20 protein-coding genes are annotated in these 22,016 nt (G+C 63.0%); 13 read left to right on the top strand and 7 right to left on the bottom strand.

Annotation, left to right across the window (positions count from 1 at the left end):
• Positions 1-37: 37 nt before the first annotated feature.
• Genes E4O92_RS07905 through E4O92_RS07895 form a run of 3 tightly spaced genes read right to left on the bottom strand, consistent with a single transcriptional unit; the run spans position 38 to position 2,794 of the window.
• On the bottom strand, positions 38-841 hold the full coding sequence (locus tag E4O92_RS07905) for a TatD family hydrolase (protein ID WP_135189220.1): 804 nt from the start codon (positions 839-841) through the stop codon (positions 38-40).
• A gap of 2 nt (positions 842-843) precedes the next feature.
• A complete protein-coding gene (lolD, locus tag E4O92_RS07900; RefSeq protein ID WP_135189219.1) occupies positions 844-1,536 on the bottom strand; it encodes a lipoprotein-releasing ABC transporter ATP-binding protein LolD in 693 nt (230 codons plus the stop codon).
• Complete coding sequence (locus tag E4O92_RS07895; protein WP_135189218.1) at positions 1,529-2,794, bottom strand: lipoprotein-releasing ABC transporter permease subunit; 1,266 nt, start codon at positions 2,792-2,794, stop codon at positions 1,529-1,531. Before E4O92_RS07895 ends, lolD begins: the two co-directional genes overlap by 8 nt.
• Positions 2,795-3,015: 221 nt before the next feature.
• Between E4O92_RS07895 and E4O92_RS07890 the strand changes: the two genes are divergently transcribed.
• The 5 genes from E4O92_RS07890 (at position 3,016) to E4O92_RS07870 (ending at position 8,636) form a co-directional block, all read left to right on the top strand.
• Positions 3,016-4,218 carry a hypothetical protein gene (locus tag E4O92_RS07890; RefSeq protein WP_135189217.1) on the top strand — a complete coding sequence of 401 codons (1,203 nt, stop codon included), beginning with the start codon at positions 3,016-3,018 and terminating at the stop codon, positions 4,216-4,218.
• Positions 4,219-4,241: 23 nt separating this feature from the next.
• On the top strand, positions 4,242-5,012 hold the full coding sequence (locus E4O92_RS07885) for a ferritin-like domain-containing protein (RefSeq protein WP_229483150.1): 771 nt from the start codon (positions 4,242-4,244) through the stop codon (positions 5,010-5,012).
• A gap of 79 nt (positions 5,013-5,091) precedes the next feature.
• Entirely contained in the window at positions 5,092-6,138 is a 1,047-nt protein-coding gene (locus tag E4O92_RS07880) for a hypothetical protein (protein ID WP_135189216.1), read from the top strand.
• Positions 6,139-6,182: 44 nt separating this feature from the next.
• Entirely contained in the window at positions 6,183-7,832 is a 1,650-nt protein-coding gene (gene recJ / locus E4O92_RS07875; RefSeq protein ID WP_135189221.1) for a single-stranded-DNA-specific exonuclease RecJ, read from the top strand.
• Positions 7,833-7,952: 120 nt separating this feature from the next.
• On the top strand, positions 7,953-8,636 hold the full coding sequence (locus tag E4O92_RS07870; RefSeq protein ID WP_135189215.1) for a beta/gamma-crystallin domain-containing protein: 684 nt from the start codon (positions 7,953-7,955) through the stop codon (positions 8,634-8,636).
• A gap of 139 nt (positions 8,637-8,775) precedes the next feature.
• Here E4O92_RS07870 and E4O92_RS07865 read toward each other — a convergent pair whose 3' ends face one another.
• A complete protein-coding gene (locus E4O92_RS07865) occupies positions 8,776-9,213 on the bottom strand; it encodes a YybH family protein (RefSeq protein WP_229483148.1) in 438 nt (145 codons plus the stop codon).
• A 150-nt stretch (positions 9,214-9,363) separates the two neighbouring features.
• On the opposite strand from E4O92_RS07865, the gene E4O92_RS07860 reads away from it, so the two are divergent.
• The 3 genes from E4O92_RS07860 (at position 9,364) to E4O92_RS07850 (ending at position 10,820) form a co-directional block, all read left to right on the top strand.
• A complete protein-coding gene (locus E4O92_RS07860) occupies positions 9,364-9,801 on the top strand; it encodes an MbcA/ParS/Xre antitoxin family protein (protein WP_135189213.1) in 438 nt (145 codons plus the stop codon).
• A gap of 76 nt (positions 9,802-9,877) precedes the next feature.
• On the top strand, positions 9,878-10,486 hold the full coding sequence (locus tag E4O92_RS07855; RefSeq protein ID WP_229483152.1) for an RES family NAD+ phosphorylase: 609 nt from the start codon (positions 9,878-9,880) through the stop codon (positions 10,484-10,486).
• A 13-nt stretch (positions 10,487-10,499) separates the two neighbouring features.
• A complete protein-coding gene (locus tag E4O92_RS07850; protein ID WP_135189211.1) occupies positions 10,500-10,820 on the top strand; it encodes a DUF2288 domain-containing protein in 321 nt (106 codons plus the stop codon).
• Positions 10,821-10,975: 155 nt separating this feature from the next.
• Here E4O92_RS07850 and E4O92_RS07845 read toward each other — a convergent pair whose 3' ends face one another.
• Entirely contained in the window at positions 10,976-12,979 is a 2,004-nt protein-coding gene (locus E4O92_RS07845; RefSeq protein WP_135189210.1) for a bifunctional 2',3'-cyclic-nucleotide 2'-phosphodiesterase/3'-nucleotidase, read from the bottom strand.
• 165 nt (positions 12,980-13,144) lie between these two features.
• Here E4O92_RS07845 and prfB point away from each other — a divergent pair.
• From prfB to lysS, 3 genes are all read left to right on the top strand, one after another.
• Positions 13,145-14,249 (top strand): peptide chain release factor 2 gene (gene prfB, locus E4O92_RS07840; protein ID WP_135189209.1). Its coding sequence is split into 2 segments (ribosomal slippage): positions 13,145-13,225 and positions 13,227-14,249, totalling 1,104 coding nucleotides; the frame shifts between segments, so codons are not numbered across the junction.
• A gap of 3 nt (positions 14,250-14,252) precedes the next feature.
• The gene (locus E4O92_RS07835) at positions 14,253-14,924 is read left to right on the top strand and encodes an HAD family hydrolase (RefSeq protein WP_135189208.1); all 672 of its coding nucleotides are present in this window, start codon (positions 14,253-14,255) and stop codon (positions 14,922-14,924) included.
• A gap of 20 nt (positions 14,925-14,944) precedes the next feature.
• Entirely contained in the window at positions 14,945-16,480 is a 1,536-nt protein-coding gene (gene lysS / locus E4O92_RS07830) for a lysine--tRNA ligase (RefSeq protein WP_135189207.1), read from the top strand.
• 197 nt (positions 16,481-16,677) lie between these two features.
• Here lysS and ppnN read toward each other — a convergent pair whose 3' ends face one another.
• Entirely contained in the window at positions 16,678-18,048 is a 1,371-nt protein-coding gene (gene ppnN, locus E4O92_RS07825) for a nucleotide 5'-monophosphate nucleosidase PpnN (RefSeq protein WP_135189206.1), read from the bottom strand.
• A gap of 247 nt (positions 18,049-18,295) precedes the next feature.
• On the opposite strand from ppnN, the gene E4O92_RS07820 reads away from it, so the two are divergent.
• A complete protein-coding gene (locus E4O92_RS07820; RefSeq protein ID WP_135189205.1) occupies positions 18,296-19,810 on the top strand; it encodes a peptide MFS transporter in 1,515 nt (504 codons plus the stop codon).
• 64 nt (positions 19,811-19,874) lie between these two features.
• Here E4O92_RS07820 and E4O92_RS07815 read toward each other — a convergent pair whose 3' ends face one another.
• On the bottom strand, positions 19,875-20,780 hold the full coding sequence (locus E4O92_RS07815) for a LysR substrate-binding domain-containing protein (protein WP_135189204.1): 906 nt from the start codon (positions 20,778-20,780) through the stop codon (positions 19,875-19,877).
• 105 nt (positions 20,781-20,885) lie between these two features.
• On the opposite strand from E4O92_RS07815, the gene E4O92_RS07810 reads away from it, so the two are divergent.
• On the top strand, positions 20,886-21,812 hold the full coding sequence (locus tag E4O92_RS07810; protein ID WP_135189203.1) for an NAD-dependent epimerase/dehydratase family protein: 927 nt from the start codon (positions 20,886-20,888) through the stop codon (positions 21,810-21,812).
• The last annotated feature ends 204 nt before the right edge of the window (positions 21,813-22,016 follow it).

Genomic DNA, 22,016 nt, shown 5'->3' with positions numbered 1-22,016 from the left:
ACCGCGTGCGCACAGGTCCTCGGCGGCCCCGCGCCCCCTACGCTGGCAGCAAATGGGCCAATCGCGGGATCGCGGCAATGGCATTTCGCCATGTCGCCTGCCGCACCTCGTCCTCGGATATGCCGCGCAATTCGGCCAGCGCCCCGCCAATCGCCGGCAGGTGTTCGGGACTGTTGCGTGCCGGGTGCACCCAGGCGGGCGAAATGTCGGGCGCATCGGTTTCGAGCACGATCGATTCGAGCGGCAGCCCGGCGGCCAAGCGGCGGATTTGTAGCGCCCGGGTAAAGGTCATGGCGCCGCCAAAACCCAGGTGAAAACCCAGGTCGATGAAATTCTGCGCCTGCTGAAAACTGCCGTTGAATGCGTGCGCAATGCCGCATGGCGTTCGAATCTGGCGCAGATTCTTGAGCACCTGGTCCTGCGAACGGCGCACATGAACCAGCACCGGCAGATCAAAATCGCGGGCGATCCGCAGTTGTTCGCGGAAGAACCGCTCCTGCTTGTCGCGCATCGCGGGTTCGCACAGCATCGGTACAAAAAAGTCGAGGCCCACTTCGCCGACCCCGACAAAATTCGGGTCGCGCATCGCCACCTCGACCGCCTGGCGTAATGCCAGCAGGTCCTCGTCGCGCGCGTTGGGCACTAAAAGCGGGTGGATGCCCAACGCATAGCTGGCATTCGGTACAGTCTTTGCCAGTTCGGCAACGATGGCGAAATTGCCACGTTCGATCGCCGGAATCACGATCATCGACACTCCGTTTGCTGCCGCCCGCCGCGCCACGCCATGTGCGTCTGCGCCGAATTCGTGCGCGTCAAGGTGGCAGTGGGTGTCGATCCACATCCTTACACCTGCGCCGGCTCCAGGCCGCGCTCGGTCAGGCGCAGCACGCGGTCGCAACGGCTGGCCAGCTGCTCGTCGTGGGTGACGATGACAAAGGCGGTGCCCAGGGTCTTCGACAATTCAAGCATCAGCTCGAACACGGCATCGGCCGTGCTGCGATCCAGGTTACCGGTAGGCTCATCGGCCAGCACGCAGGCAGGATGGGTCACCAGCGCGCGCGCAAGCGCAACCCGCTGGCGCTCGCCGCCGGACAGCTCGCCTGGACGGTGGCTGCCGCGCCGGGCCAGGCCAACCCGCGCCAGGATCTCTTCGGCGCGGCGAATCGCCTCCGGGCGCTTCTCACGCCGGATCAAAAGCGGCATCGCGACGTTGTCGATCGCGGAAAACTCCGGCAGCAGATGGTGGAACTGGTAGACGAAGCCCAGCGCCGCGTTGCGCAGCTCGCCGCGCCTGGTCTCGGACAGCGAAGCGAAATCTTCGCCCATCAGGCTCACCGAGCCGTCGGTAGGCGTATCGAGCCCGCCCAGCAGGTGCAGCAGGGTCGACTTGCCGGAACCGGAAGCGCCCACGATCGCCACGCGTTCGCCGCGCCCGATCGCAAAGTCGATGTGTTCGAATACCTTGACCACATGGGCGCCCTCGCGGAAGGTCTTGCCCAGTTCGCGGCAGGCCAGCACTGGCATGGTGTTATTCATAACGCAATGCCTCCGCCGGTTTCACACGCGCGGCCGCCCAGCTTGGGTAGATCGTGGCCACAAAAGCCAGCAGGATCGACACGCCGCCGATCTTGAATACGTCCGGCCAGCGCAGGTCGGATGGCATTTCGCTGATCAGGTATATATCTTTCGACAAGAACTGCACTCCCAACAGGTGTTCGATGAACGGCACGATGACGTCGATGTTCAGTGCCACCAGCACGCCCAGGCCGACGCCGGCCAGCGTGCCGAGGATCCCGACCAGCGCGCCCTGGATCATGAAGATCTTCATGATCGATCTCGGCGACGAGCCGAGCGTGCGCAGGATCGCGATGTCGGCCTGCTTGTCGGTCACGGTCATGACCAGGGTCGAGACCAGGTTGAAGGCGGCCACCGCGATGATCAGGGTCAGGATGATGAACATCATTCGCTTTTCCGTCTGGACGGCGGCGAACCAGTTGGCGTTCAATTTGGACCAGTCGCGCATGATCAGGTCGCCCGACATCGTGCGCTTGAGCTGCATCGCCACTTCCGGCGCGCGGTTCATGTCGGCGATGCGCAGGCGCAGGCCGGATGGCGCGTCCAGCCGCTCCATCTTTTCCGCGTCGGCCAGGCTGATGAAAGCCAGTCCCGAATCGAATTCGTAGTGCCCCGCTTCGAAAATGCCGCCCACGGTAAAGGTGCGGGTGCGGGGCAAAAAGCCGGCCGGGGTGATCTGCTGCTGCGCCAGCATCATCGTCACCCTGTCGCCGATACCAACGCCCAGCGAATTGGCCAGCGCATAGCCGAGCACGATGTTAAACGAGTCAGGCTGCAGCGAATCGAACGAGCCGCGCTTGATCTGCTTGGCCACGTCCGACACCTTGTGCTCCTCGCTGGGCAGCACGCCCCGGATCACGGTCGGCTTCATCACGTCGTCGTGCAGCAGCAAGCCCTGCGTTTCGACGAACGGGGCGGCGCCGCGCACCTCCGGGTTACGGAAGGCCTCGCGCTCCTGCTCGCGCCAGTTGGGCATGGTGCCGTGCGCATCGAACACTTCGACATGGGCCAGCACCGACAGCATGCGGTCGGTCACCTCCTTCTGGAACCCGTTCATTACCGACAGCACGACGATCAGCGCCGCCACGCCAAGCGCGATGCCCGATACCGAAATCAGGGAGATAAAGGAGATGAAGCTGTTACGGCCACTGCGCTTGCCGGCGCGCGTGTAACGCAAACCGACCAGCCATTCGTACGGCAGGTTGTGGATGATACTCATGGGCTCCCGGGGGAAAGACATCTGACCCCGCAGTTTGCCATACAACGCTCATCCATGACAGGGATTATCACAATTGAACGGTCCCAAGGGCGCGGAACAGGCGTTGAGCCGGCCATCATTTTGATTGAACTAGCCTGCCGCGGGCTGCATCGAACGCGGATGCGGCCAGCCTGCGGCCAAAGGCTCTCGAGAAGTGAGGAGAATGAGCGAGGAGAACCAGGATGCCATTCAGTCTATTCGATTCCGAAGGCGTGCACATCGAAGACCAGCGCTTTACCTGGCGCGACATGGTCCAAAAGCCGATCAGCAAACTCGACGACGATGCCTTCACGCGGGTGCGCGTGATCCTGCTGGGCGCGCTGGAGCAGGAGGCGCTGCGCTTCAGTCACCTGGCCGCGCGCTTCAACCCTGCCCTGCGCTTGCCGCTGGCGCAGGTGCGGCGCGCCGAGCAGCACCAGGCGACGATGGTCAACTGGCTGCTGGCGTCGGACCATTCACCGCTCGAGACCACGATCGCCTTCGAACAGACCGCGATCGAAGTCACTGCCGCGGTGGCCCAGCTCGAACCGGATCCCTACCTTGCCCAGGTCTACCGCTTCGGCCTGCTGGACGACTTCGACCACCTGTACCGCTTTTCGGCCCTGCTCGACCGGCTGGAGGGCAAGGACGCCAACAACATCCTGCAGAGTTACAGCGATATCCTGCCCGGAAGGCCCACGCTCGAACACCACCGTGCCCCGCAGGACGACCTGCGCAACCCGTACGAGCGCAACCGCGCCTCAATGCTGACCAAGCTGCACGCGCTCACCATCGTCGCCGCCGCGGCCCGGACCCACGACTACTACATGAACATCGGCCCGACCTTCTCCGACCCGCTGGCGCGCCAGCTCTATGCCGAGATCGCATCAGTGAAGGAACAGCACGTGACCCAGTACGAATCGCTACTGGACCCGCTTGAATCCTGGATCGAACAGTGGGTGCTGCACGAAGCGGCCGAGTGCTATAACTACTACAGCTGCGTCGCGCAGGAGACCAACCACCACGTCAAGGCGATCTGGGAGCGCTTCCTCGACTACGAGCTCGGGCACTTCCATCTGGCCGCCAACTGCATGAAGCAGATTGACAAGCGCGATCCGGCCGAAATCGTCAATGCCGGCTTTGCCGCGCCGCTGCCGTTTCGCAGCCAGCGCGAATTTGTGCGCAAGGTGCTGCACACCGAAACCCACCTGTGCGCCAACGGCACACAGTTCGTGACCGAGCAGATGGAAAGCCCGGCCACGGTGCTGTACCGCAGCCAGCTCAATTCCGACGCCTCGCCCAGCGAATCGGTCGCAGCCGGCTACAAGTGGGAGCCGGGCACGGAAATGACCAGAAAGGGCACCGCGCCCGGCGTCGCCCCGGCCCGCTATCCGACAGCGCCCTGAACCCAAACAACCAGGAGACCAGAATGGCTCAGCATACCGAACACCTGGGCTTGAACCGTACTGGCGTGCAGATGTCGCCGATCGACACCAAGTCCATGCTCAACGTCGACGAAAGCGAACGCGGCGAACCGGGCAACGAACAGGCGCTCGTCGACGTGCGCAGCCCCTACATCGCCGAAGCCGAAGGCCTCGGCTCGATCCCGCTGCCGGCCACGATCAGCGGCGCGCTGAACATGGGCGTGCAGATGCTCAAGGGCGACAGCCCGCAGATCCTGCTCGACAAGCTGGGCGAACGAATGGCATTCGAGCGCACTGGCGCCCGGTTGTACGACGCACTGATCACCAAGTGCGAAGTCATGGGGGGCGGCCAGTTGTCCATGGCGCTCGAAGACCTGGCCGTCATCCGCGCCGACGAGGCGCGCCACTTCCTGCTGCTAAAAAACGCCATCGAGTCGCTCGGCGGCGACCCAACCGCGCAAACGCCCAGCGCCGACCTCGTCGGGATCGAGGCGAGCGGGCTGGTGCAGGTGCTGAACGATCCGCGCACAAGCGTCGCCCAGTCGCTGCACGCGATCGTCACCGCCGAACTGGCCGACAAGGCTGGCTGGGAAACCCTGATCGCGCTGGCGGACGAGCATGAGCTGATCGAGATGGTCAACGACTTTACGCTGGCCCTGAACGACGAACGCGAGCACCTGGCGCTGGTGCAGACCTGGTACGAGGAAGCGCTCGGCCTGACCTACGGCGACGTGGAAATTGAACCGCCCACGAGCAGCGCGGCGGCGAAACCTTGACAACTTGACGCAGCGAGGTGTGGTGGCCGCGTGACGGCCTGACTTCTATCAGACCCGGCATTTGCCCTACAATCACGGGATGGCCCACATTACGCTCGTCCTGCCGTTCGCCCTGCCCGCTCCCGAATTTGCGACCGATCTGGCGCGCGCCCTGAAAGCGCCTGCGCTGGCGGCGCTGTTGTCGCGCACCGTTTCCACCAGGCTGACCCCAGCCGATCCCAAGATTCGCGCTCTGCCGCACGAAACCTGGCTCGCCCGCACGCTCGGCCTGCATCTGGACGGCCAACCGGCTTTTGCCAGGGCGGCAATGCGCGGCTACGGCCTCGATCCGGTGGATGGAACCTGGTTCATTGTCAACCCGGCCCATATCGAAATCGCACGCAGCCATCTGTTGATGTCGGACCTGCGCCACCTGCACTTGTCAGATGAAGACAGCCGCGCGCTGTTCGACGCGGCCCGGCCGTCGTTTGACGAGGCCGGCCATGCGGCCGCCTACGGCGACGCCAACACCTGGTTCCTGCGCGCGGACGACTGGGCCGGAATGGATACCGCCTCTCCGGACGCCGCGGTCGGCATGAACCTGACGGACTGGATGCCGCTTGGCCAGCGGGCGCTTGCCTTCCGCAAGCTGCAAAACGAAATCCAGATGGTGTGGCACACCCATCCGTCGAACGCGTCCCGCGCCGAGCACGGGCTGGCTCCGGTGAACGCGCTCTGGCTGTGGTCGGGCGCCCCAACCAGTATCGACGCTCATCCTGCCGCCACCCCGAAATCCGGCGCCTACGCGGATATCGCCACTTTCGAAGTGCCCTCCTGGCTCGCAGCTTTAGGCACCCGCAAGCTCGCCACCCTGGACCCGATCGCAAGCGACGCGCAGAATGACACGCTGCTCGTCTGCGGCAATGTCGCCGCACCGGCCATCGCCGCCGACTGGTCATCCTGGCTGGAACAGATGCAGCGCCTGGAGGCCGAGCTGTTCGCCCCCTTGCTCGCCGCCCTGACGAAAGGCAGCGTCAAGGATATCCGCCTGGTGCTGAGCCACCGCGACGGCCTTGCCGAATTCACCACCACCGCGCTGGCGCAACGTAAGTTCTGGCGCCGGCCGACACTGGACCGACTGATTTGAAGACACGTATCACCACCCGCCCCTGCTCGCTGCGCACATCCGAAATGCTGCGCCAGGGCGGGGTGCACCCTGTGCTGGCCCGCATCTACGCATCGCGGGGCCTCACCGACCCGCGCGAACTTTCGAGTGAACTGGCCGCGCTGTGCCCGCCCTCGGGCTTAAAGCACATCGATGCCGCCGCCGTATTCCTCGCGGACGCCATTGGCAGCGGCAAGAAGATGACCATCGTGGCCGATTACGACTGCGACGGCGCCACCGCCTGCGCGACCGCCGTTCGCGGCCTTGCCGCGATGGGCGCGCGCGTCGACTACATCGTGCCGGACCGCGTGGTGCACGGCTATGGCCTCACGCCCGACATCGTGGAGCTGACCGCGCGCGAAAAGGCGCCGGACATCATCATCACGGTCGATAACGGAATCGCCAGCATCGACGGGGTGGAAGCTGCAAAGCGGCGCGGCATCGACGTGGTCGTGACCGACCACCACCTGCCGGGCGACTCCCTGCCCGACGCGCGCGTGATCGTCAACCCGAACCAGCCTGAGTGCGGTTTCCCCAGCAAGCACCTGGCCGGCGTGGGCGTCGTGTTCTACGTGCTGCTGGCGCTGCGTGCCGAACTTCGCCGCCGCGGCGTGTTCGACGCCCAGACCCAGCCCAAGCTGGACAACCTGCTCGACCTGGTGGCCCTGGGCACAGTGGCCGACGTGGTCAGGCTAGACGCCAACAATCGCATCCTGGTCGCCCAGGGCATCAAACGCATGCGCGCCGGCCGCATGCACGCCGGCGTGGCGGCGCTGTTCCGGGTGGCGGGACGCGAAGCCCGCGGCGCGTCGCCGTTCGACCTGGGTTTTGCCGTCGGCCCGCGCCTGAACGCCGCCGGCCGCCTGGAAGACATGTCGCTCGGGATCGAATGCCTGCTCACGGACGATGAAGGACGCGCCTGGGCGATTGCGCAGCAGCTCAACGACATCAACCTGAAGCGCCGCGAGATTGAAGCCGAGATGCAGGACACGGCGCTCTTGCACCTGGACGACTTCCAGCCGGCGGACAGCAGCACCATCAGCGTGTTCGACGATGGCTGGCACCAGGGAGTGATCGGCATCGTCGCCTCGCGCCTGAAGGAGAAGTTCTTCCGCCCGACGATCACCTTCGCCCCCGGCGCCGACGGCTGGATCAAGGGCTCGGGCCGTTCAATCCCCGGCTTTCATTTGCGCGACGCGCTCGACCTGGTCTCCAAGCGCGTGCCTGGCCTGATCGACAAGTTCGGCGGCCATGCGATGGCCGCGGGCCTGACGATCCGTGCCGACTCGTTCAAGCTGTTCGCCGATGCGTTCGAAGCCGTGGGCCGCGCCTGGCTCACCGAAGCGCAGCTTGAACGCGTGATCGAAACCGACGGCCCGCTCGAAGACGCGTATTACACGACGCAGTTCATCGAACTGATGGACGGCCAGGTGTGGGGTCAGGGCTTTGCGCCGCCGATATTCTGCGACGAATTTCGCGTGGTGAGCCAGCGCATCCTGAAGGATCGCCACCTCAAGCTCCTGTTGGAACGGAACGGCCGCCGCTACGATGCCATCTGGTTCGGCCATACCGACGCGATGGGCGAACGTGCCCGCGTCGCGTTCCGGCTGGATGCCAACGAATACAACGGCGTGACCAAGGTCCAGCTGCTGGTCGAACACGCGGAACCGGCTTGAACGCGGCCGCGCGGTAGGAATTTGTTACACAGTCGTGTCCGCTCGCGTACAGGGTGCGGCGTTAAATCGGCAAAGCGCCAGCACTGGACTGGCGCGCAGACCGATTGATGGAGATACGACATGAAACGCCTGTTGGCAGCCGCCGCCGTGCTGGCATCCCTGACCCAAGCCGCTGTCGCCGGCGAACTGACGCTCTTTGAACACAGCGATTTCCGCGGGCGCCCGCTCATCTTGCGCGGCGACGCGCCCAACCTGGTCGACTATGGCTTCAACGACCGCACGTCCAGCGTGGTTGTGCGTTCCGGGACCTGGCTGTTATGCGAACACCGGGACTTCGGCGGCTACTGCGCGGAGTTTGGGCCGGGCGAATATCGGGAGCTGGGCAACTTGGGTGACCGCATTTCATCGGCCCGCGAAATCGTCCGCCGCAACGACTGGCGCGACGGAGACGGCTACCGCCGCGGCGAGCGTGACTGGCGTGGAGAACGTGAAGGTGGGCGCGAAAGCTACCGCGATGAACGTGAAGGCTACCGCGGCGAGCGCGAGTGGCGTAGCCGCGAGGCGGTACAAATGTTCTCGGCGCCGCGTTTTGCAGGGGGCACGGTGAATGTATCGGAAAATCTACGCACCCTTCGGGATGTTGGCTTTAACGACCGCGCGGCGTCGATCATCGTACACGAAGGCCGCTGGGAGTTCTGCGAACATGCCGACTTCCATGGCCAGTGCGTGGTGTTTGGCCCGGGCCGCTACGAATTCCTGGGCGCGATGAACAACCGCATCTCGTCGATGCGCCGGGTGAGGTGACGGGCGCGCTTGACGCATGCACAACGTAGGGTGCGCACCCGTGCGCACGCTGTACCTTCGCATGTTGTTGGCTTCTGCATGCGCACGTACCGCGTGCGCACAGGTGCGCACCCTACGCAACCCACAGAGCGCTCAGGCATCACTTCTTGCAATCACAAACCTGCGATCCACGATCGAAGACTACCTTCCACACCCCGGGCGCCTCCAGCCGCCAGATCGAATTGAATCGCGCGATCACCTTGCCGTTCGGGTCATAGACCGGCCCGCCGCTGTAAGCCAGCGTTCCCGACTCGACCACCTCTACCTCTTCCGGCTCCCATGAAAAAGGAGCTTGCGCCTTTTCATCAAAGAATTGGCGCCACCCCTCGGCCACCGCGACCTTCCCGCGCAATGGCGGCTGCCCCGGCCCGCTGAAAAACACCGCTTCGTCCGCGATAAAGTTCTTGAAGGCCGCATGGTCGCGCGCCTTCATTGTCGCTGCGAATGCACGCTCGGCAGCAGCCACCTGCTTCTTGAGCTCGGCATTCGGCACGCGCGCGGCGCTGCCTGCCGTCGCAATGAGCAGGAAGCTCGCCAACAGGATGAAAATCGATTGCAAACGCATAGGGACAAGCCTTTTCGTTTAAACAAGCTGGCGGCAATTCTGTCACGACGATATTGCATTGACAACTAGTAGTTGCAGCTATTCCGATTTTGGAGTATAACTAGTCCATAAAAGGAGAAAGCCATGAGCCTAGCCTACGCTTACCCGAAAAGCCGGTTCGAGCCCGCCGTGTTGGTCGATCTCAACTCCAAGGCTGAACGCGAACGCCTGTCCAAGTCTGCGCTGAAAGGTTTTTTCAGACTGGCGGCGGCCTGGCAATTGCGCGACGACGACGCCCGCGAACTGCTCGGCGGCCTGTCCTCTTCCTCCTTCTACGAGTGGAAAAAGAACCCCGACCGCGTGCTCGAGGTCGATCGCATCACCCGTATCTCCTACCTGCTCGGCATCTACAAGGCACTCCACATCCTGTACGGCGACAAGCTGGCCGACGAATGGGTCCACCTGCCCAACACCAACCCCATCTTCAATGGCCGCAAGCCGCTCGCCTTTATGCTGGGGGGCGGGCTGCTCGCCATGCAAACGGTACGCAAACTGCTCGACGCCCGACGAGGAGGCCTGTGACGTGGGGGCAGTCAGAAACCTGACCAATCTGCGCCAGTTCGATACTTGCCGCCTGATCCCGTCGCGCTTTGCCGAGATGGAAGATTCCGTCCTCGCTCCCTTGGCCGAGGACGACGACGTTCTGCGCGACCTGTTCGAACTCGACAACGCGACCAACGAGCGCCTGCGCGGAGAATGCGGCGGCCTGCCCGGCATCGGTGTCGACGAACTGGTCTTTGGCGTGCCGAACTTCCGCATCATCAACGCGGCCTTTACCTATCCCAGGCCGGAAGGCAGCCGCTTCAACGACAGCGAGCGCGGAGCCTGGTACTGCGCGTTCGAGATCGAAACGGCGCTGGCCGAGGTGTGCTTCCACAAAACCGTCGAGTACCAGGAAATCAACCGTTTCGACGACAGCGTCAGCTACCAATGCTTCCTGGCCGACTTCACCGCCACCTTCCACGACTTGCGCGGGCAAAATGCTTGCCCCAAGGTGCTGGACCCGGCCAGTTACGAAGCGTCGCAGCTTCTTGCCGCGGAATTGCTGGAAAACGGCTCGATGGGCGTGATCTACCCGAGCGTGCGCAGGCTCGAGGGCACTTGCCTTGCCTGCTTTCGGCCCGCACTGGTGGGCAATGTTCGCAAGGGCCAGGCCTATCGGTTAACATGGGCGGGTTCGCCGGAACCCACCGTCGAACCGATCTGAACCAACAGCAATCATGAAAACCAAGCCAGAGAACGACACCGAACTGCACGACAAGATTAACCAGGAAACGGCCCGCATCAGATGGAGCGAGCTGGAACGCCACTTCGCGGCGGGCAACGTCGTGTATGTGAGCGAGGAACTGGACCTGATCAACGTGGCCCTGCACATCTCGCACGACGATGCCGACAGCGTGAAGCGCTGGATGGCCGAGGGCAAGGTAGCCAAGGTCTCGGACGTGCAGGCGCGCACCTGGCAAGATACCGATGCCAGCGTCTGGGCGTCCGTGGTCAGCCCGTTTGTGCTCGTGCAGCCGAAAAAGAAGAAGCTGCACTGAGCGCATTGCCATTCCGTAGGGTGCGCACCTGTGCGCACGCGGTTCGCGAATGGTGCGTATCGAAAGGGCAGCCGCGAGTCAGCATACGGTGACCGCGTGCGCACTTCGTGCACACCCTACGCCTCCAGTAACCGTACGCGGCGCACGTTTACGGCCTATTTCGACAGATCGACCGCGTACAGCGCAAACCCTTTGCCGCGCCCATCATCTGCCGCCACCTGGGTCACGTTCGCCAGCCCGGCCTCCTGCGCCAAGCCAAGCATGCCCGGCGGCGCATGGAACACCACCTGCCCCGCAGTCTTCACCTTCGCAAACCGCCAGCTGCGCGCCGCGCCGTTAGCCGCCCTGCTCAACTGCTTCGTATGGCGTATGAACGCGATCAGCACCTCGCGGTTTGCGTCTGGCGACGCCACCACCGTCTTGCTGCTATCCAGCCCCGGGAAGCCCCCACCACCGCTGGCGCGATAGTTATTGGTCGCGACCAGGAACTCCTGCCCATCCACCACCGGCGCGCCTCGCCACTGGAGGTTGCGGATCCGGTCGCCCGGCGCGCGGGTCACGTCAATCTCGTAGCTGATGTCCTTGTCGGTGAACATGTCAAAGTTATAGCCCGCAAAGCTGGTGTCGACCAGCTCCTGCGGTTCTGCCTTGCCCGGATCGATCGTATTGAAGCGGTTCGCCGCTCTCTCCAGCCACGTCTTGATCTGCGCCCCGTTGATCTTCACCACCGACAGCGTATTCGGATACAGGTACAGGTCGGCCGCATTGTTCAGCGCCAGGCTGCCGGCGGCTACGTCGGTGTAGTCGGTTACGCTGGCCGCGCCGGTCTTGAACGCGGCCGACACCGAAAGCACCGGAAGCTGCGCATACTGCGGCAGGTTCGCGGCGACGTACTTGGCCGCGTAATCGGCCTGCGCCTGGTTGACCACCTCTACCGCCGACACATCGCCCACGTCCGCAAAATACGTCGACATTCGAAAACTCGAGGTCCCCACTGGCGTCTTCACATAGTCGATGGTACCGGCGTGTTCATGCTCGACCAGCGCCATCACCTGCGGATCGGCCGACACGTACGATTTGTCGGCCTGCTGAATGCTGCGCGCCTCGACCAGGGTCTTGTCCTTCTCGACCACCCAGCGCTTGCCGTCGTAACGCAGGTGCAGCGCGATCACTCCTAGGTGTTTGCCCCACAGGTTGGCCATCACCGTCGGCACGCCGTTGACCAGGCCCTTTGCCTTGTCGACGCCGGCGATGTTGAATTGGGCAGCGGTGCTGTTCGGATTGGGGAACTGCTGATGTGCGTGCCCGAGCAGCATCGCGTCGATGCCCGGCACCTGCGACAGGTAGTAGTTCCCGTTTTCCATCGTTGGCGAATACGGCGAAGCGTCCAGCCCGCCGTGCGAAATCGCCACCACCAGGTCGGCGCCCTTGGCGCGCATCTCGGGAATGTACTTCTGCGCGGTTTCGCGCAGCCCTTCGGTATAGACTTTCCCTTCCAGCCAGCGCTTGTCCCAGGTAAGGATGGTCGGCGGCGTGAATCCGATGATGCCCACCTTGACGTTGGCCGTGATCGGCTTGCCACTCGCATCGAACGCACGCACGCGCTTGTCGATGATCCTGTAGGGCTCGAACAGAGGTTTACCCGACTTGACGCTGTAGACGTTCGCCAGCACCATCGGGAACGCCGGCCCGGCGCAGCGTTTCGGCTGCTCGACGCCGGCCACGTCGAAACGGTGGCCCGTCACCTGGCCCAGGTACGCCAGCCCAAAGTTGAAGTCGTGGTTGCCGATCCCCGCACCGTCATAGCCGAGGCGGTTCATGACCTTGTAGATTCCCAGGGTCTCGCTGCAACGCACCGGGCGAGCGACCGCCTGGTAGTCGGCCAGCACGGTGCCCTGGATCGTATCGCCATTATCAAGCAGGACGGTATTGGCGAACTCCTTGCGCGCCTGCGCGATCAGCGTCGCGGTGCGGTCCAGGCCAAACGAAGGATCGTTGGCCAGCTTGAAGTAGTCGTACCCGACCACGTTCGAGTGCAGGTCGGTGGTCTCGAGCACCGCGAGAACCGCGGTGGCGCCGCGCGGGGCGGGTTTGGCCGCGAACGCGGGCGTGGCAAATAGCGCCGGCAGGAGCGCAAGACAAATAGGGGAACGTCGCATGAGCAGACTCGGCAATGGAATCGCGCGATTATACGTTGGCGTTCCTCCAACCGAGCTGAACCACCCGCCAAACGTTGCTTCCTGGTCCCACCGGGCAACGCTTAGCGGGCGATCGGGTATAATCCAATGTTCGACCTAACTCACTGAAAAGACTACCAAAAGACCATGGAAGCTGAACGCATCAACGCCATTTCCGCCCTGCTGAACGACCTGACCACTCGTGAAGCCGAACTTCGGAGGTATCTTTGACTTCGACAGGAAGTCAGAGAAACTCGAACAGGTCAGCCAGGAATTAGAAGACCCCACGGTCTGGAACGACCAGAAGCGCGCCCAGGATCTCGGCAAGGAGAAAAAGGCGCTGGAAGGCGTCGTCCTCACGCTGCAGAAAGCGCGCACGGACCTGACCGACGCAACCGACCTGTTTGACATGGCGCGCGAAGAAGGCGACGACGACACGCTCGAAGCCGTGAGCGCGGACGCGCAAGAGATTCAGAACGTCATCGAGGCGATGGAATTCCGCCGGATGTTCAGCAACCCGATGGATCACGCCAGCGCCTTCATCGACATCCAGGCCGGCGCCGGCGGTACCGAAGCCCAGGACTGGGCCTCGATGCTGCTGCGCCAGTACCTGCGCTACTGCGAGCGCAAGGGCTTCAAGGCCGAAGTGATGGAAATCTCCGAGGGCGAGGTTGCCGGCATCAAGACCGCGACCATCAAGGTCGAGGGCGAATACGCCTACGGCCACCTGCGCACCGAAACCGGCGTGCACCGCCTTGTGCGCAAGTCGCCGTTCGACTCGGCCAACGGCCGCCACACCTCGTTCTCGTCGATCTTCGTGTACCCGGAAGTGGACGAATCGATCGAAATCGAGATCAACCCGGCCGACGTGCGCATCGACACCTACCGCGCATCCGGCGCCGGCGGGCAGCACATCAACAAGACCGACTCCGCGGTGCGCCTGACGCACGCCCCGTCGGGCATTGTGGTGCAGTGCCAGAACGACCGCTCGCAACACCGCAACAAGGCTGAGGCCTTCGACATGCTGCGCGCGAAGCTGTTCGAACTCGAACTGCGCAAGCGCATGGCCGAGCAGCAGAAGCTGGAAGACTCCAAGACCGACGTCGGCTGGGGCCACCAGATCCGCTCGTACGTGCTGGACCAGTCGCGCATCAAGGACCTGCGCACCGGCTACGAGACCGGCAACACCAAGGGCGTGCTGGACGGCGACCTGGACGAGTTCATTTCGGCCTCGCTCAAGCAGGGCGTGTGATTGATGACACAGCCAAGACGCGCCTTCATCTTCGACATGGACGGCACCATCGTTGACAACATGGCCTACCACACCCGGTCCTGGATCGAGTTCTTCCAGCGCCGTGGCAAGGCCATCGACGCCGACGAATTCTTCCGCACCACTGCGGGGCGCCAGGGCAAGGAGATCATCCGCTCGCACTTCGGCGCCGAACTGCAGGACGATGAAGTCACGGTGCTCAACCATGAAAAGGAAGCGGTGTACCGCGAGCTGTACGAGCCGTACCGCAAGACGGTCGCCGGTTTCGACGAACTGATCGCACTGGCACGGCAGCGCGACATCGCGCTGGCGGTGGCAACCGCTGCCCCGCCGGCCAACATCGACTTCACGCTCGACGGGCTTGACCTGCGCCGCCATTTCGACGCCATCGTCGGCGCGGCGGACGTCCCGCGCGGCAAACCGAACCCGGATGTCTTCCTAAAGGCGGCCGAGCGCGTTAATACCCTGCCGGAGAACTGCATTGTGTTCGAGGACGCGCCCTTGGGCGTGGAAGCGGCGCGCCGCGCCGGCATGCGCGCGGTGGTGCTGACCACCACCCTGCCGGCCGAAGCATTCGCCGACTTCGATAACGTCGTCAAGATCGTCAGCGACTTCTCGGAGCTGCGCATCGACGAACTGTTCGGCGGCCTGAATTAAACGAAAACATTAGACCAATCATGACTACGGAAAACCAAGAACAAGCAACGCCGCTGGCGGCCGACGAAAACAAGATCATGGCCGAGCGCCGCGCCAAGCTGGCCGCGCTGCGCGAGCAAGGCGTCGCTTTCCCGAACGACTTCCGCCCGGCGCATCATGCCGCCGACCTGCAGGAACAATACGGCTCGCGCTCGCGCGAAGAACTCGAAGCCGAACCGGTGCACGTGGCACTGGCCGGCCGCATGATGCTCAAACGCGAAGCCGGCAAAAAAGCCGCGTTCGCGACGCTGCAGGACTCGTCGGGCGCCTACGCCAACGGCCGCATCCAGATCTACGTCACGCTCGACACCACTGGCGAACAGGCGATGGAAGCATTCCGCTACTATGACCTGGGCGACATCCTGGGCGTGGAAGGCACGCTGTTCAAGACCAAGGTCGACGAACTGACCATCAAGGTCACCAACCTGCGCCTGATCACCAAGGCGATCCGCCCGCTGCCGGACAAATTCCACGGCCTGGCGGACCAGGAGACCAAATACCGCCAGCGCTACGTCGACCTGATCACCAGCGAAGAGACCCGCCGCACCTTCAAGGCCCGTACCGCCGCGATCTCGTCGATGCGCCGCTTCATGGAAAAGAACGGCTTCATGGAAGTCGAAACGCCGATGCTGCACCCGATCCCGGGCGGCGCCGCGGCCAAGCCGTTCATCACCCATCACAACGCGCTGGACATGCAAATGTACATGCGCATCGCACCGGAGCTGTACCTCAAGCGCCTGGTGGTGGGCGGATTCGAGCGTGTGTTCGAGATCAATCGCAACTTCCGTAACGAAGGCGTGTCGGTCCGCCACAACCCGGAATTCACGATGATGGAATTCTACGCGGCGTACACCGACTACAAGTGGATCATGGACTTCACCGAGCAGGTGATCCGCCAGGCGGCTGTCGACGCGCATGGCACCGCCCAGCTGACCTACGGCGGGCGCGAGCTGGACCTGTCCAAGCCGTTCCACCGCCTGACCATCGTCGAGGCGATCACCAAGTTCGCGCCGCGCTACAGCCTGGAACAGCTGAACGACGCGGCGTTCCTGCGCGAAGAACTGGCCAAGTTCGACGTCAAGCCGTTCCCGAACGCGGGCCTGGGCGCACTGCAACTGGCGCTGTTCGAAGAGACCGCGGAAGCCCAACTGTGGGAACCGACCTTCATCATCGACTACCCGGTGGAAGTGTCGCCGCTGGCGCGCGCGTCGGACACGCGCGAAGGCATCACCGAACGCTTCGAGCTGTTCATCACCGGCCGCGAGATCGCCAACGGCTTCTCGGAACTGAACGATCCGGAAGACCAGGCTGCGCGCTTCCTGGCGCAAGTCGAAGCCAAGAACGCCGGTGACGAAGAAGCGATGTACTACGACGCCGACTACATCCGCGCGCTGGAATACGGCATGCCGCCGGCAGGTGGCTGCGGCATCGGCATCGACCGCCTGATGATGCTGATCACCGACTCGCCGAACATCCGCGACGTGCTGCTGTTCCCGCACCTGCGGCGCGAGGACTGATCAGGACAATTTGCGCACGCTACGCCTGCCGAACTTCCGTAGGGTGCGCACCTGTGCGCACGCGGTACGGTTGAAAAATGTTGGCTTCGGTACGCAGACGTACCGCGTGCGCACGGGTGCGCACCCTACGCCTTCCGTTTCGCGATTGCGTGCAACCGGCGGCTGCGGCCACCGGACACGTGCGCATCGTCGGCCCTTTACGCCACAATCCGATAGCAAGGCTCGTACGCCTTCCCGGGCAGCTTCATCCGGCTATGCTCCACGAACGATGCCAGCAGCGCATCCATCGGCGCCATGATCTCGGCTTCGCCATGAATCTCGAACTTGCCGTACTGTTCGATCGCGCGAATGCCCTCTTCCTTGACGTTACCCGCCACCACGCCCGAAAACGCTCGCCGCAGATGCGCCGCCAGCAGATGCTTTTCCTGGTTCTTGTGCAGCGACAGGTTGCGCATGTTTTCGTGCGTCGGCCGGAACGGGCGCTGGAATTCCTGATCAATCTTGAGCGACCAGTTGAAATAGTACGCATCGCCCCTGGACTTGCGGAACTCGCGCACCATCTTCATCCCCAGTTGCATCTCGCGCGCCACCGCGTCCGGATCGTCGATGATGATCTTATAACGCCGCTGCGCCTCTTCACCCAGCGTCGCGCCAATAAAGCCGTCGATATGATCGAAGTATTCGCGCGCCGTCGCCGGGCCGGTGAACACCAGTGGGAACGGCATCTCCGCGTTGTCCGGATGGAGCAGGATGCCGAGAATGTACAGGATCTCTTCCGCCGTGCCGGCGCCGCCCGGGAACACGACAATACCGTGACCCACCCGCACGAATGCCTCGAGCCGCTTTTCGATGTCCGGCATGATCACCAGGTCGTTGACGATAGGGTTCGGCGATTCCGCGGCAATGATGCCAGGCTCCGATATGCCAAGGTATCGCCCGCCTGCAAGGCGCTGCTTGGCGTGGCCGATCGTCGCGCCCTTCATCGGCCCTTTCATCGCGCCCGGGCCGCAGCCGGTGCAGATATCCAGTTCACGCAGGCCGAGCTGGTAGCCAACTTCCTTCGAGTAGTTATATTCGATGCGGCTGATCGAGTGACCGCCCCAGCACACCACCAGGTTTGGATTACGCTGCGTCTGCAGCTGGTTCGCATTGCGCAGGATGTGGAATACCGCGTCGGTGATGCCTTCCGGGCGTTTGAGGTCGAACTTCGGGTTGTCGACCACTTCGAAGTGGACGTAGAGGATATCGCGTAGCACCGAGAACAGGTGCTCGTGGATCCCTCGGATCATTTTGCCATCGACGAAGGCGATGGACGGCGCGCCGCGGATATCGAGCTTGATGCCGCGCTCGCGCTGGACGATGGAGACGTCAAAGTTGCTGTACCGCTCCAGCAGTTCCTTGCCGTCGTCGATCGAACTGCCGCAGTTCAGGACAGCCAGCGCGCAATTTCGGAACACCTTGTACAGGCCGCCCTGACTGGAGTCGAGCAGTTTTGCCACCTCCGCCTTTGACAGTACATCAAGCCTACCTTCGGGTGAAATCAGGGTGTCGACAACATCGTGGTTCATGATACGTGTTTTCCTTTTCTTGCTTCTGCTAAGTCTGAATGCCTGCTACGCCAATATACGATAAGTTGTCCGTTCCTGCGTGCCGAATGCCGCAAGAGACATCACTGCTGCAATGCCGCATTACCACATCTTCAAAAAGTTCGCTTGTTGTGTCCGATTTACACTAAAATGCGTCGCTATTGGAATTCGGCCCGTCCCGGTCAATCCAAAGCATTTATCGATAAAACATAATTTCGGGAGGACCCGTATGAGCGGTGCAGCTACCACCACACCCGCCAAAGAAGCAGCAGCCATTCCAGAGTTCAAACAGATCTTGGGCCATCCCGCTCCGCTGTGGATGTTGTTCATGACCGAATTCTGGGAGCGTTTCGCTTTCTACGGCATCCGTTGGGCCTTGGTGCTCTACATCGTCGCGCAATTCTACGATGGCTCCGGCGCCGGCCAGGCTGACGCCAACCTGACCTACGGTTCCTATCTGGCGCTGGTGTATGCAGGCGCAGTGTTCGGCGGCTATGTCGCTGACCGCGTCATCGGCTACCAACGCTCGATCCTGGTGGGCGCGATCTTCATGGCCGCCGGCCTGTTCGCGATCACCATTCCAAGCCCGGATATCTTCAAGCTTGGCCTGGCCACGATCATCGTCGGTAACGGCATGTTCAAGCCGAACATTTCGGCCATGGTGGGCAAGCTGTACGGAATCCACGACACCCGCCGCGACTCCGGCTTTACGATCTTCTACATGGGCATCAACACCGGCGCCTTCATTGCGCCGATCCTGACCCAGGTCCTGGCACAGCACGTCTTCAACACCGGCAACACCCCGGCCTACAAGATCGTGTTCTTCGCTTCGGGCATCGGCATGCTCATCTCGCTGGTCTGGTTCTACTTCGGCCGCCGCGGCCTGAAGGGGATTGGCGCCGCGACCGGCCCGGTGGCCAATCCAATGCGTGTGGTGTACGTGGCAATCGGTGCCCTGGTCGTGATTCCGATCGTGTTCTTCCTGCTGAAGATGGGCGCCGAAAAGCTGCAAGGCGTTTTGTCGGTACTGTTCATCATCCTGGCGATCATGCTGATCGTCGAAGGCATCCGCGAAGGCAAGGTTGCGCGCGACAAGACTATTGCGATGATGATCATCTTCTTCTTCAACGTGATGTTCTGGTGCTTCTTCGAGCAGGCAGGCAGCTCGTTCACCTTCCTCGCCGATAACATCGTCAACCGCAACTTCGGCGGCTGGGAATTCCCGGTGGCCTGGTTCCAGAGCGTGAACTCGATCGCCATCATCACGCTCGCGCCGGTCATCGCCATGATCTGGGTGATGCTCGGTCGCCGCAACGCGAACCCGTCGATTCCACGCAAATTCGGCTTAGGCCTGGTGTTCAACGGCCTGGCATTCGGCCTGTTGATGTTCGCGCTGTCGTCGCTGGTCGACACCAACGGCAAGATCCCGTTCTGGACCCTGTTCATGGTCTACTGGATCCAGTCGGTCGGTGAACTGTGCCTGTCGCCGATCGGCCTGTCGATGGTGACCAAACTGGCTCCGACCCGCCTGGTCGGCCTGGGCATGGGCGGCTGGTTCCTGTCGACCGGCATCGGCAACAACCTGTCCGGCATCTTCGCCAGCATGGTCTCGGGCGATAAAGGCATGTCGGTGACTTCGGCCCTGGGCGGCTACACCTTCGGCTTCTGGGCGCTGCTCGGTTCGGGCGTGCTGCTGTTCCTGATCGCTCCGCTGATCCAAAAGCTGATGCACGGCGTGAAATAAACGTCTCCACGCTTCAGACAAAAACGGCGACCCGCGGGTCGCCGTTTTTACTCGTCTCTATCGTTCATGCGCTTCGCGCCTGCAGCGTTCTGCGCATCTCGTCCATCTCCGCCACTATCCAGTCGCGGAAATGCAGGACCTTGGTCATATTCTCCTTTTGCGGATTGACCAGGAACCGGTAGCCACTGCCGAACGCCGCGCTCTTGCAGGCGATCTGGCGCAGCGCGCCCGTCTGGATATCCTGGCACGCGATCCCGTACGGCACCAGCGCCACGCCCTGCCCGGCAACCGCCGCCTGCACCAGCACGCCCCAGTGGCTGTACCCGCGCGAAAAATCGTACTTGGCTTCGAGCGCCTTGTTTTCATTTAGGAGCAGCAGCCAGTTCTCGGGCGATTTTTCGACCAGCAGCCGGTACTTCGGCAGGTCCGCCAGCGTCAGTTCCGCTTGGCCCGGCTCGAGCAGCTCCGGGCTATAGACCGGCACCAGCTGTTCGCGAAACAGCACGGTCGGGTCGCCGTCGCGCACCGGGCCATAGCGCACCGCGACGTCGGTGCTGTCGGCCTCCAGGTCCACTGGCGAATCGTTCGAATCGATGCGGATATCGAGTTCGGGGTATTGCTTGGTAAAGCGGTGCATGCGCGGCACCAGCCACTTGATCGCAAACGAATGGGTGGTCGAAATGCGCAACACCGCCTCCTCGTCGCCGCGCTGCAGCGCACCAACCTTGGTCCGTAAATCGGCCAGCATGCGCGCGACGACGATCGCCAGTTCCTGTCCCTTGGCGGTCAACGTGATATGCCGCGGATGCCGCACAAATAGCGGAAATCCGACGCTCTCCTCTAAATGGCGCACCTGAAGGCTGACCGCGGCCGGCGTCTTATGCAGCTCGCTCGCCGCAAGTTTGAAACTGCCCCAACGGGCCGCGCAATCGAAGTCGATCAGCCCCGACAAGCTGCGCAGCGGCTTCATTGGCCCTCCGAGCTTAAGTTTTTCTTATTCATAGGGTCGATTTTTTCTCGTTTGATGAATCATGCTGCTGAGCACAAAATATACTAGATTCGTCAAGGAAATGACATGAACAAGCAGACATTGGTGCTCGGAGGTACCCGCTTTTTCGGAAAACTGCTGGTGCAGCGCCTGCTGCGCGCCGGCCACCGCGTGACGATCGCCACCCGCGGCTATGCGCCCGACCCGTTCGGCCAGCGCATCGAACGCCTGCGCGTCGACCGCCGCAACGAGACCGCCATGCGCGCAGCCTTCGGCGCCGTGGCCGGCTATGACGTGGTATTCGACCAGATGTGCTACAGCCCGCTCGATGCGGCGATCGCCGCGCGCACCTTCGCCGGCAAGGTGGGGCGCTACATCATGACCTCGACCATCGACGTCTACCGCTGCATGGTGGGCACAAGCGACGCGCCGTTCGCCGAAACCGACCTCAAGGTCCTGGCCCAGCCGATCGATACCCGCTACCCATGGCACGACCCATCGCGCGCGGTCGAAAGCTACGTGGCCGGAAAGCTGCAGGCGGAAGCCTACCTGTACCGCGACGGCTCGCTGCCACTGGTGACCGCGCGCCTGGCCCACGTGCTGGGCGGACCGGAAGACTTCACCGGGCGCCTTGCGCATTACGTCGACCTGGTGCGCCAGCGCGTGCCGCTGCGTTATTCGAATGCGAAGGCGGCGGTATCGTTCATGCAGGCGCAGGAAGCGGCAGACTTCCTGGCGTGGGCGGGAATGCAGGACTTTACCGGGCCGGTGAATGCGGCCAGCAGCGGAGCAGTGTCAGCCCACGCCTTGCACCAGCGCGTGGCACGCGTGCTCGACGAACCGTTTGATGCGCGCCGTGTCGATGGCGCAGGGATCGGCGAACTGTCGCCGTTCGACAGCCCCGCGCCGCTCGCGCTCGATACCAGCCGCGCAGCCAGCCTGGGCTACCGCTTCGACCACAGCGACGAGTGGCTCGATGACCTGATTCGCCAGCACGACCTGGCGTTCGTCTGAGCTCGCGCTTTTAAGAGATTGCCGCAAGATGGGGTTCCCGCACCGCGGGAACCCATTGCGTCACCGCCAGGTGCGGGCGGAGGCAGGCTCCCTTTCTGCGCAACGTGCGCGAACCACATGTGCACCATTCGCTGGGCCACGGGCTTTGGCAGAGGCGTAGGGTGCGCACCTGTGCGCACGCGGTCAACGCATACTGACTTGCGG

Source organism: Massilia horti (genome assembly GCF_004614195.1).
Lineage (GTDB): Bacteria > Pseudomonadota > Gammaproteobacteria > Burkholderiales > Burkholderiaceae_D > Telluria > Telluria horti.
This window is presented reverse-complemented; position numbering and strand designations above follow the sequence as displayed.

Coding starts and splice junctions, on each gene's coding strand:
- lysS (WP_135189207.1), top strand. CDS start 14,945: ATGACTACGGAAAACCAAGAACAAGCAACGCCGCTGGCGGCCGACGAA.
- recJ (WP_135189221.1), top strand. CDS start 6,183: ATGCTGCGCCAGGGCGGGGTGCACCCTGTGCTGGCCCGCATCTACGCA.
- E4O92_RS07905 (WP_135189220.1), bottom strand. CDS start 841: ATGTGGATCGACACCCACTGCCACCTTGACGCGCACGAATTCGGCGCA.
- E4O92_RS07895 (WP_135189218.1), bottom strand. CDS start 2,794: ATGAGTATCATCCACAACCTGCCGTACGAATGGCTGGTCGGTTTGCGT.
- E4O92_RS07820 (WP_135189205.1), top strand. CDS start 18,296: ATGAGCGGTGCAGCTACCACCACACCCGCCAAAGAAGCAGCAGCCATT.
- E4O92_RS07845 (WP_135189210.1), bottom strand. CDS start 12,979: ATGCGACGTTCCCCTATTTGTCTTGCGCTCCTGCCGGCGCTATTTGCC.
- E4O92_RS07815 (WP_135189204.1), bottom strand. CDS start 20,780: ATGAAGCCGCTGCGCAGCTTGTCGGGGCTGATCGACTTCGATTGCGCG.
- E4O92_RS07880 (WP_135189216.1), top strand. CDS start 5,092: ATGGCCCACATTACGCTCGTCCTGCCGTTCGCCCTGCCCGCTCCCGAA.
- E4O92_RS07810 (WP_135189203.1), top strand. CDS start 20,886: ATGAACAAGCAGACATTGGTGCTCGGAGGTACCCGCTTTTTCGGAAAA.
- E4O92_RS07890 (WP_135189217.1), top strand. CDS start 3,016: ATGCCATTCAGTCTATTCGATTCCGAAGGCGTGCACATCGAAGACCAG.
- E4O92_RS07885 (WP_229483150.1), top strand. CDS start 4,242: ATGGCTCAGCATACCGAACACCTGGGCTTGAACCGTACTGGCGTGCAG.
- E4O92_RS07860 (WP_135189213.1), top strand. CDS start 9,364: ATGAGCCTAGCCTACGCTTACCCGAAAAGCCGGTTCGAGCCCGCCGTG.
- E4O92_RS07850 (WP_135189211.1), top strand. CDS start 10,500: ATGAAAACCAAGCCAGAGAACGACACCGAACTGCACGACAAGATTAAC.
- lolD (WP_135189219.1), bottom strand. CDS start 1,536: ATGAATAACACCATGCCAGTGCTGGCCTGCCGCGAACTGGGCAAGACC.
- ppnN (WP_135189206.1), bottom strand. CDS start 18,048: ATGAACCACGATGTTGTCGACACCCTGATTTCACCCGAAGGTAGGCTT.
- E4O92_RS07835 (WP_135189208.1), top strand. CDS start 14,253: ATGACACAGCCAAGACGCGCCTTCATCTTCGACATGGACGGCACCATC.
- E4O92_RS07855 (WP_229483152.1), top strand. CDS start 9,878: ATGGAAGATTCCGTCCTCGCTCCCTTGGCCGAGGACGACGACGTTCTG.
- E4O92_RS07870 (WP_135189215.1), top strand. CDS start 7,953: ATGAAACGCCTGTTGGCAGCCGCCGCCGTGCTGGCATCCCTGACCCAA.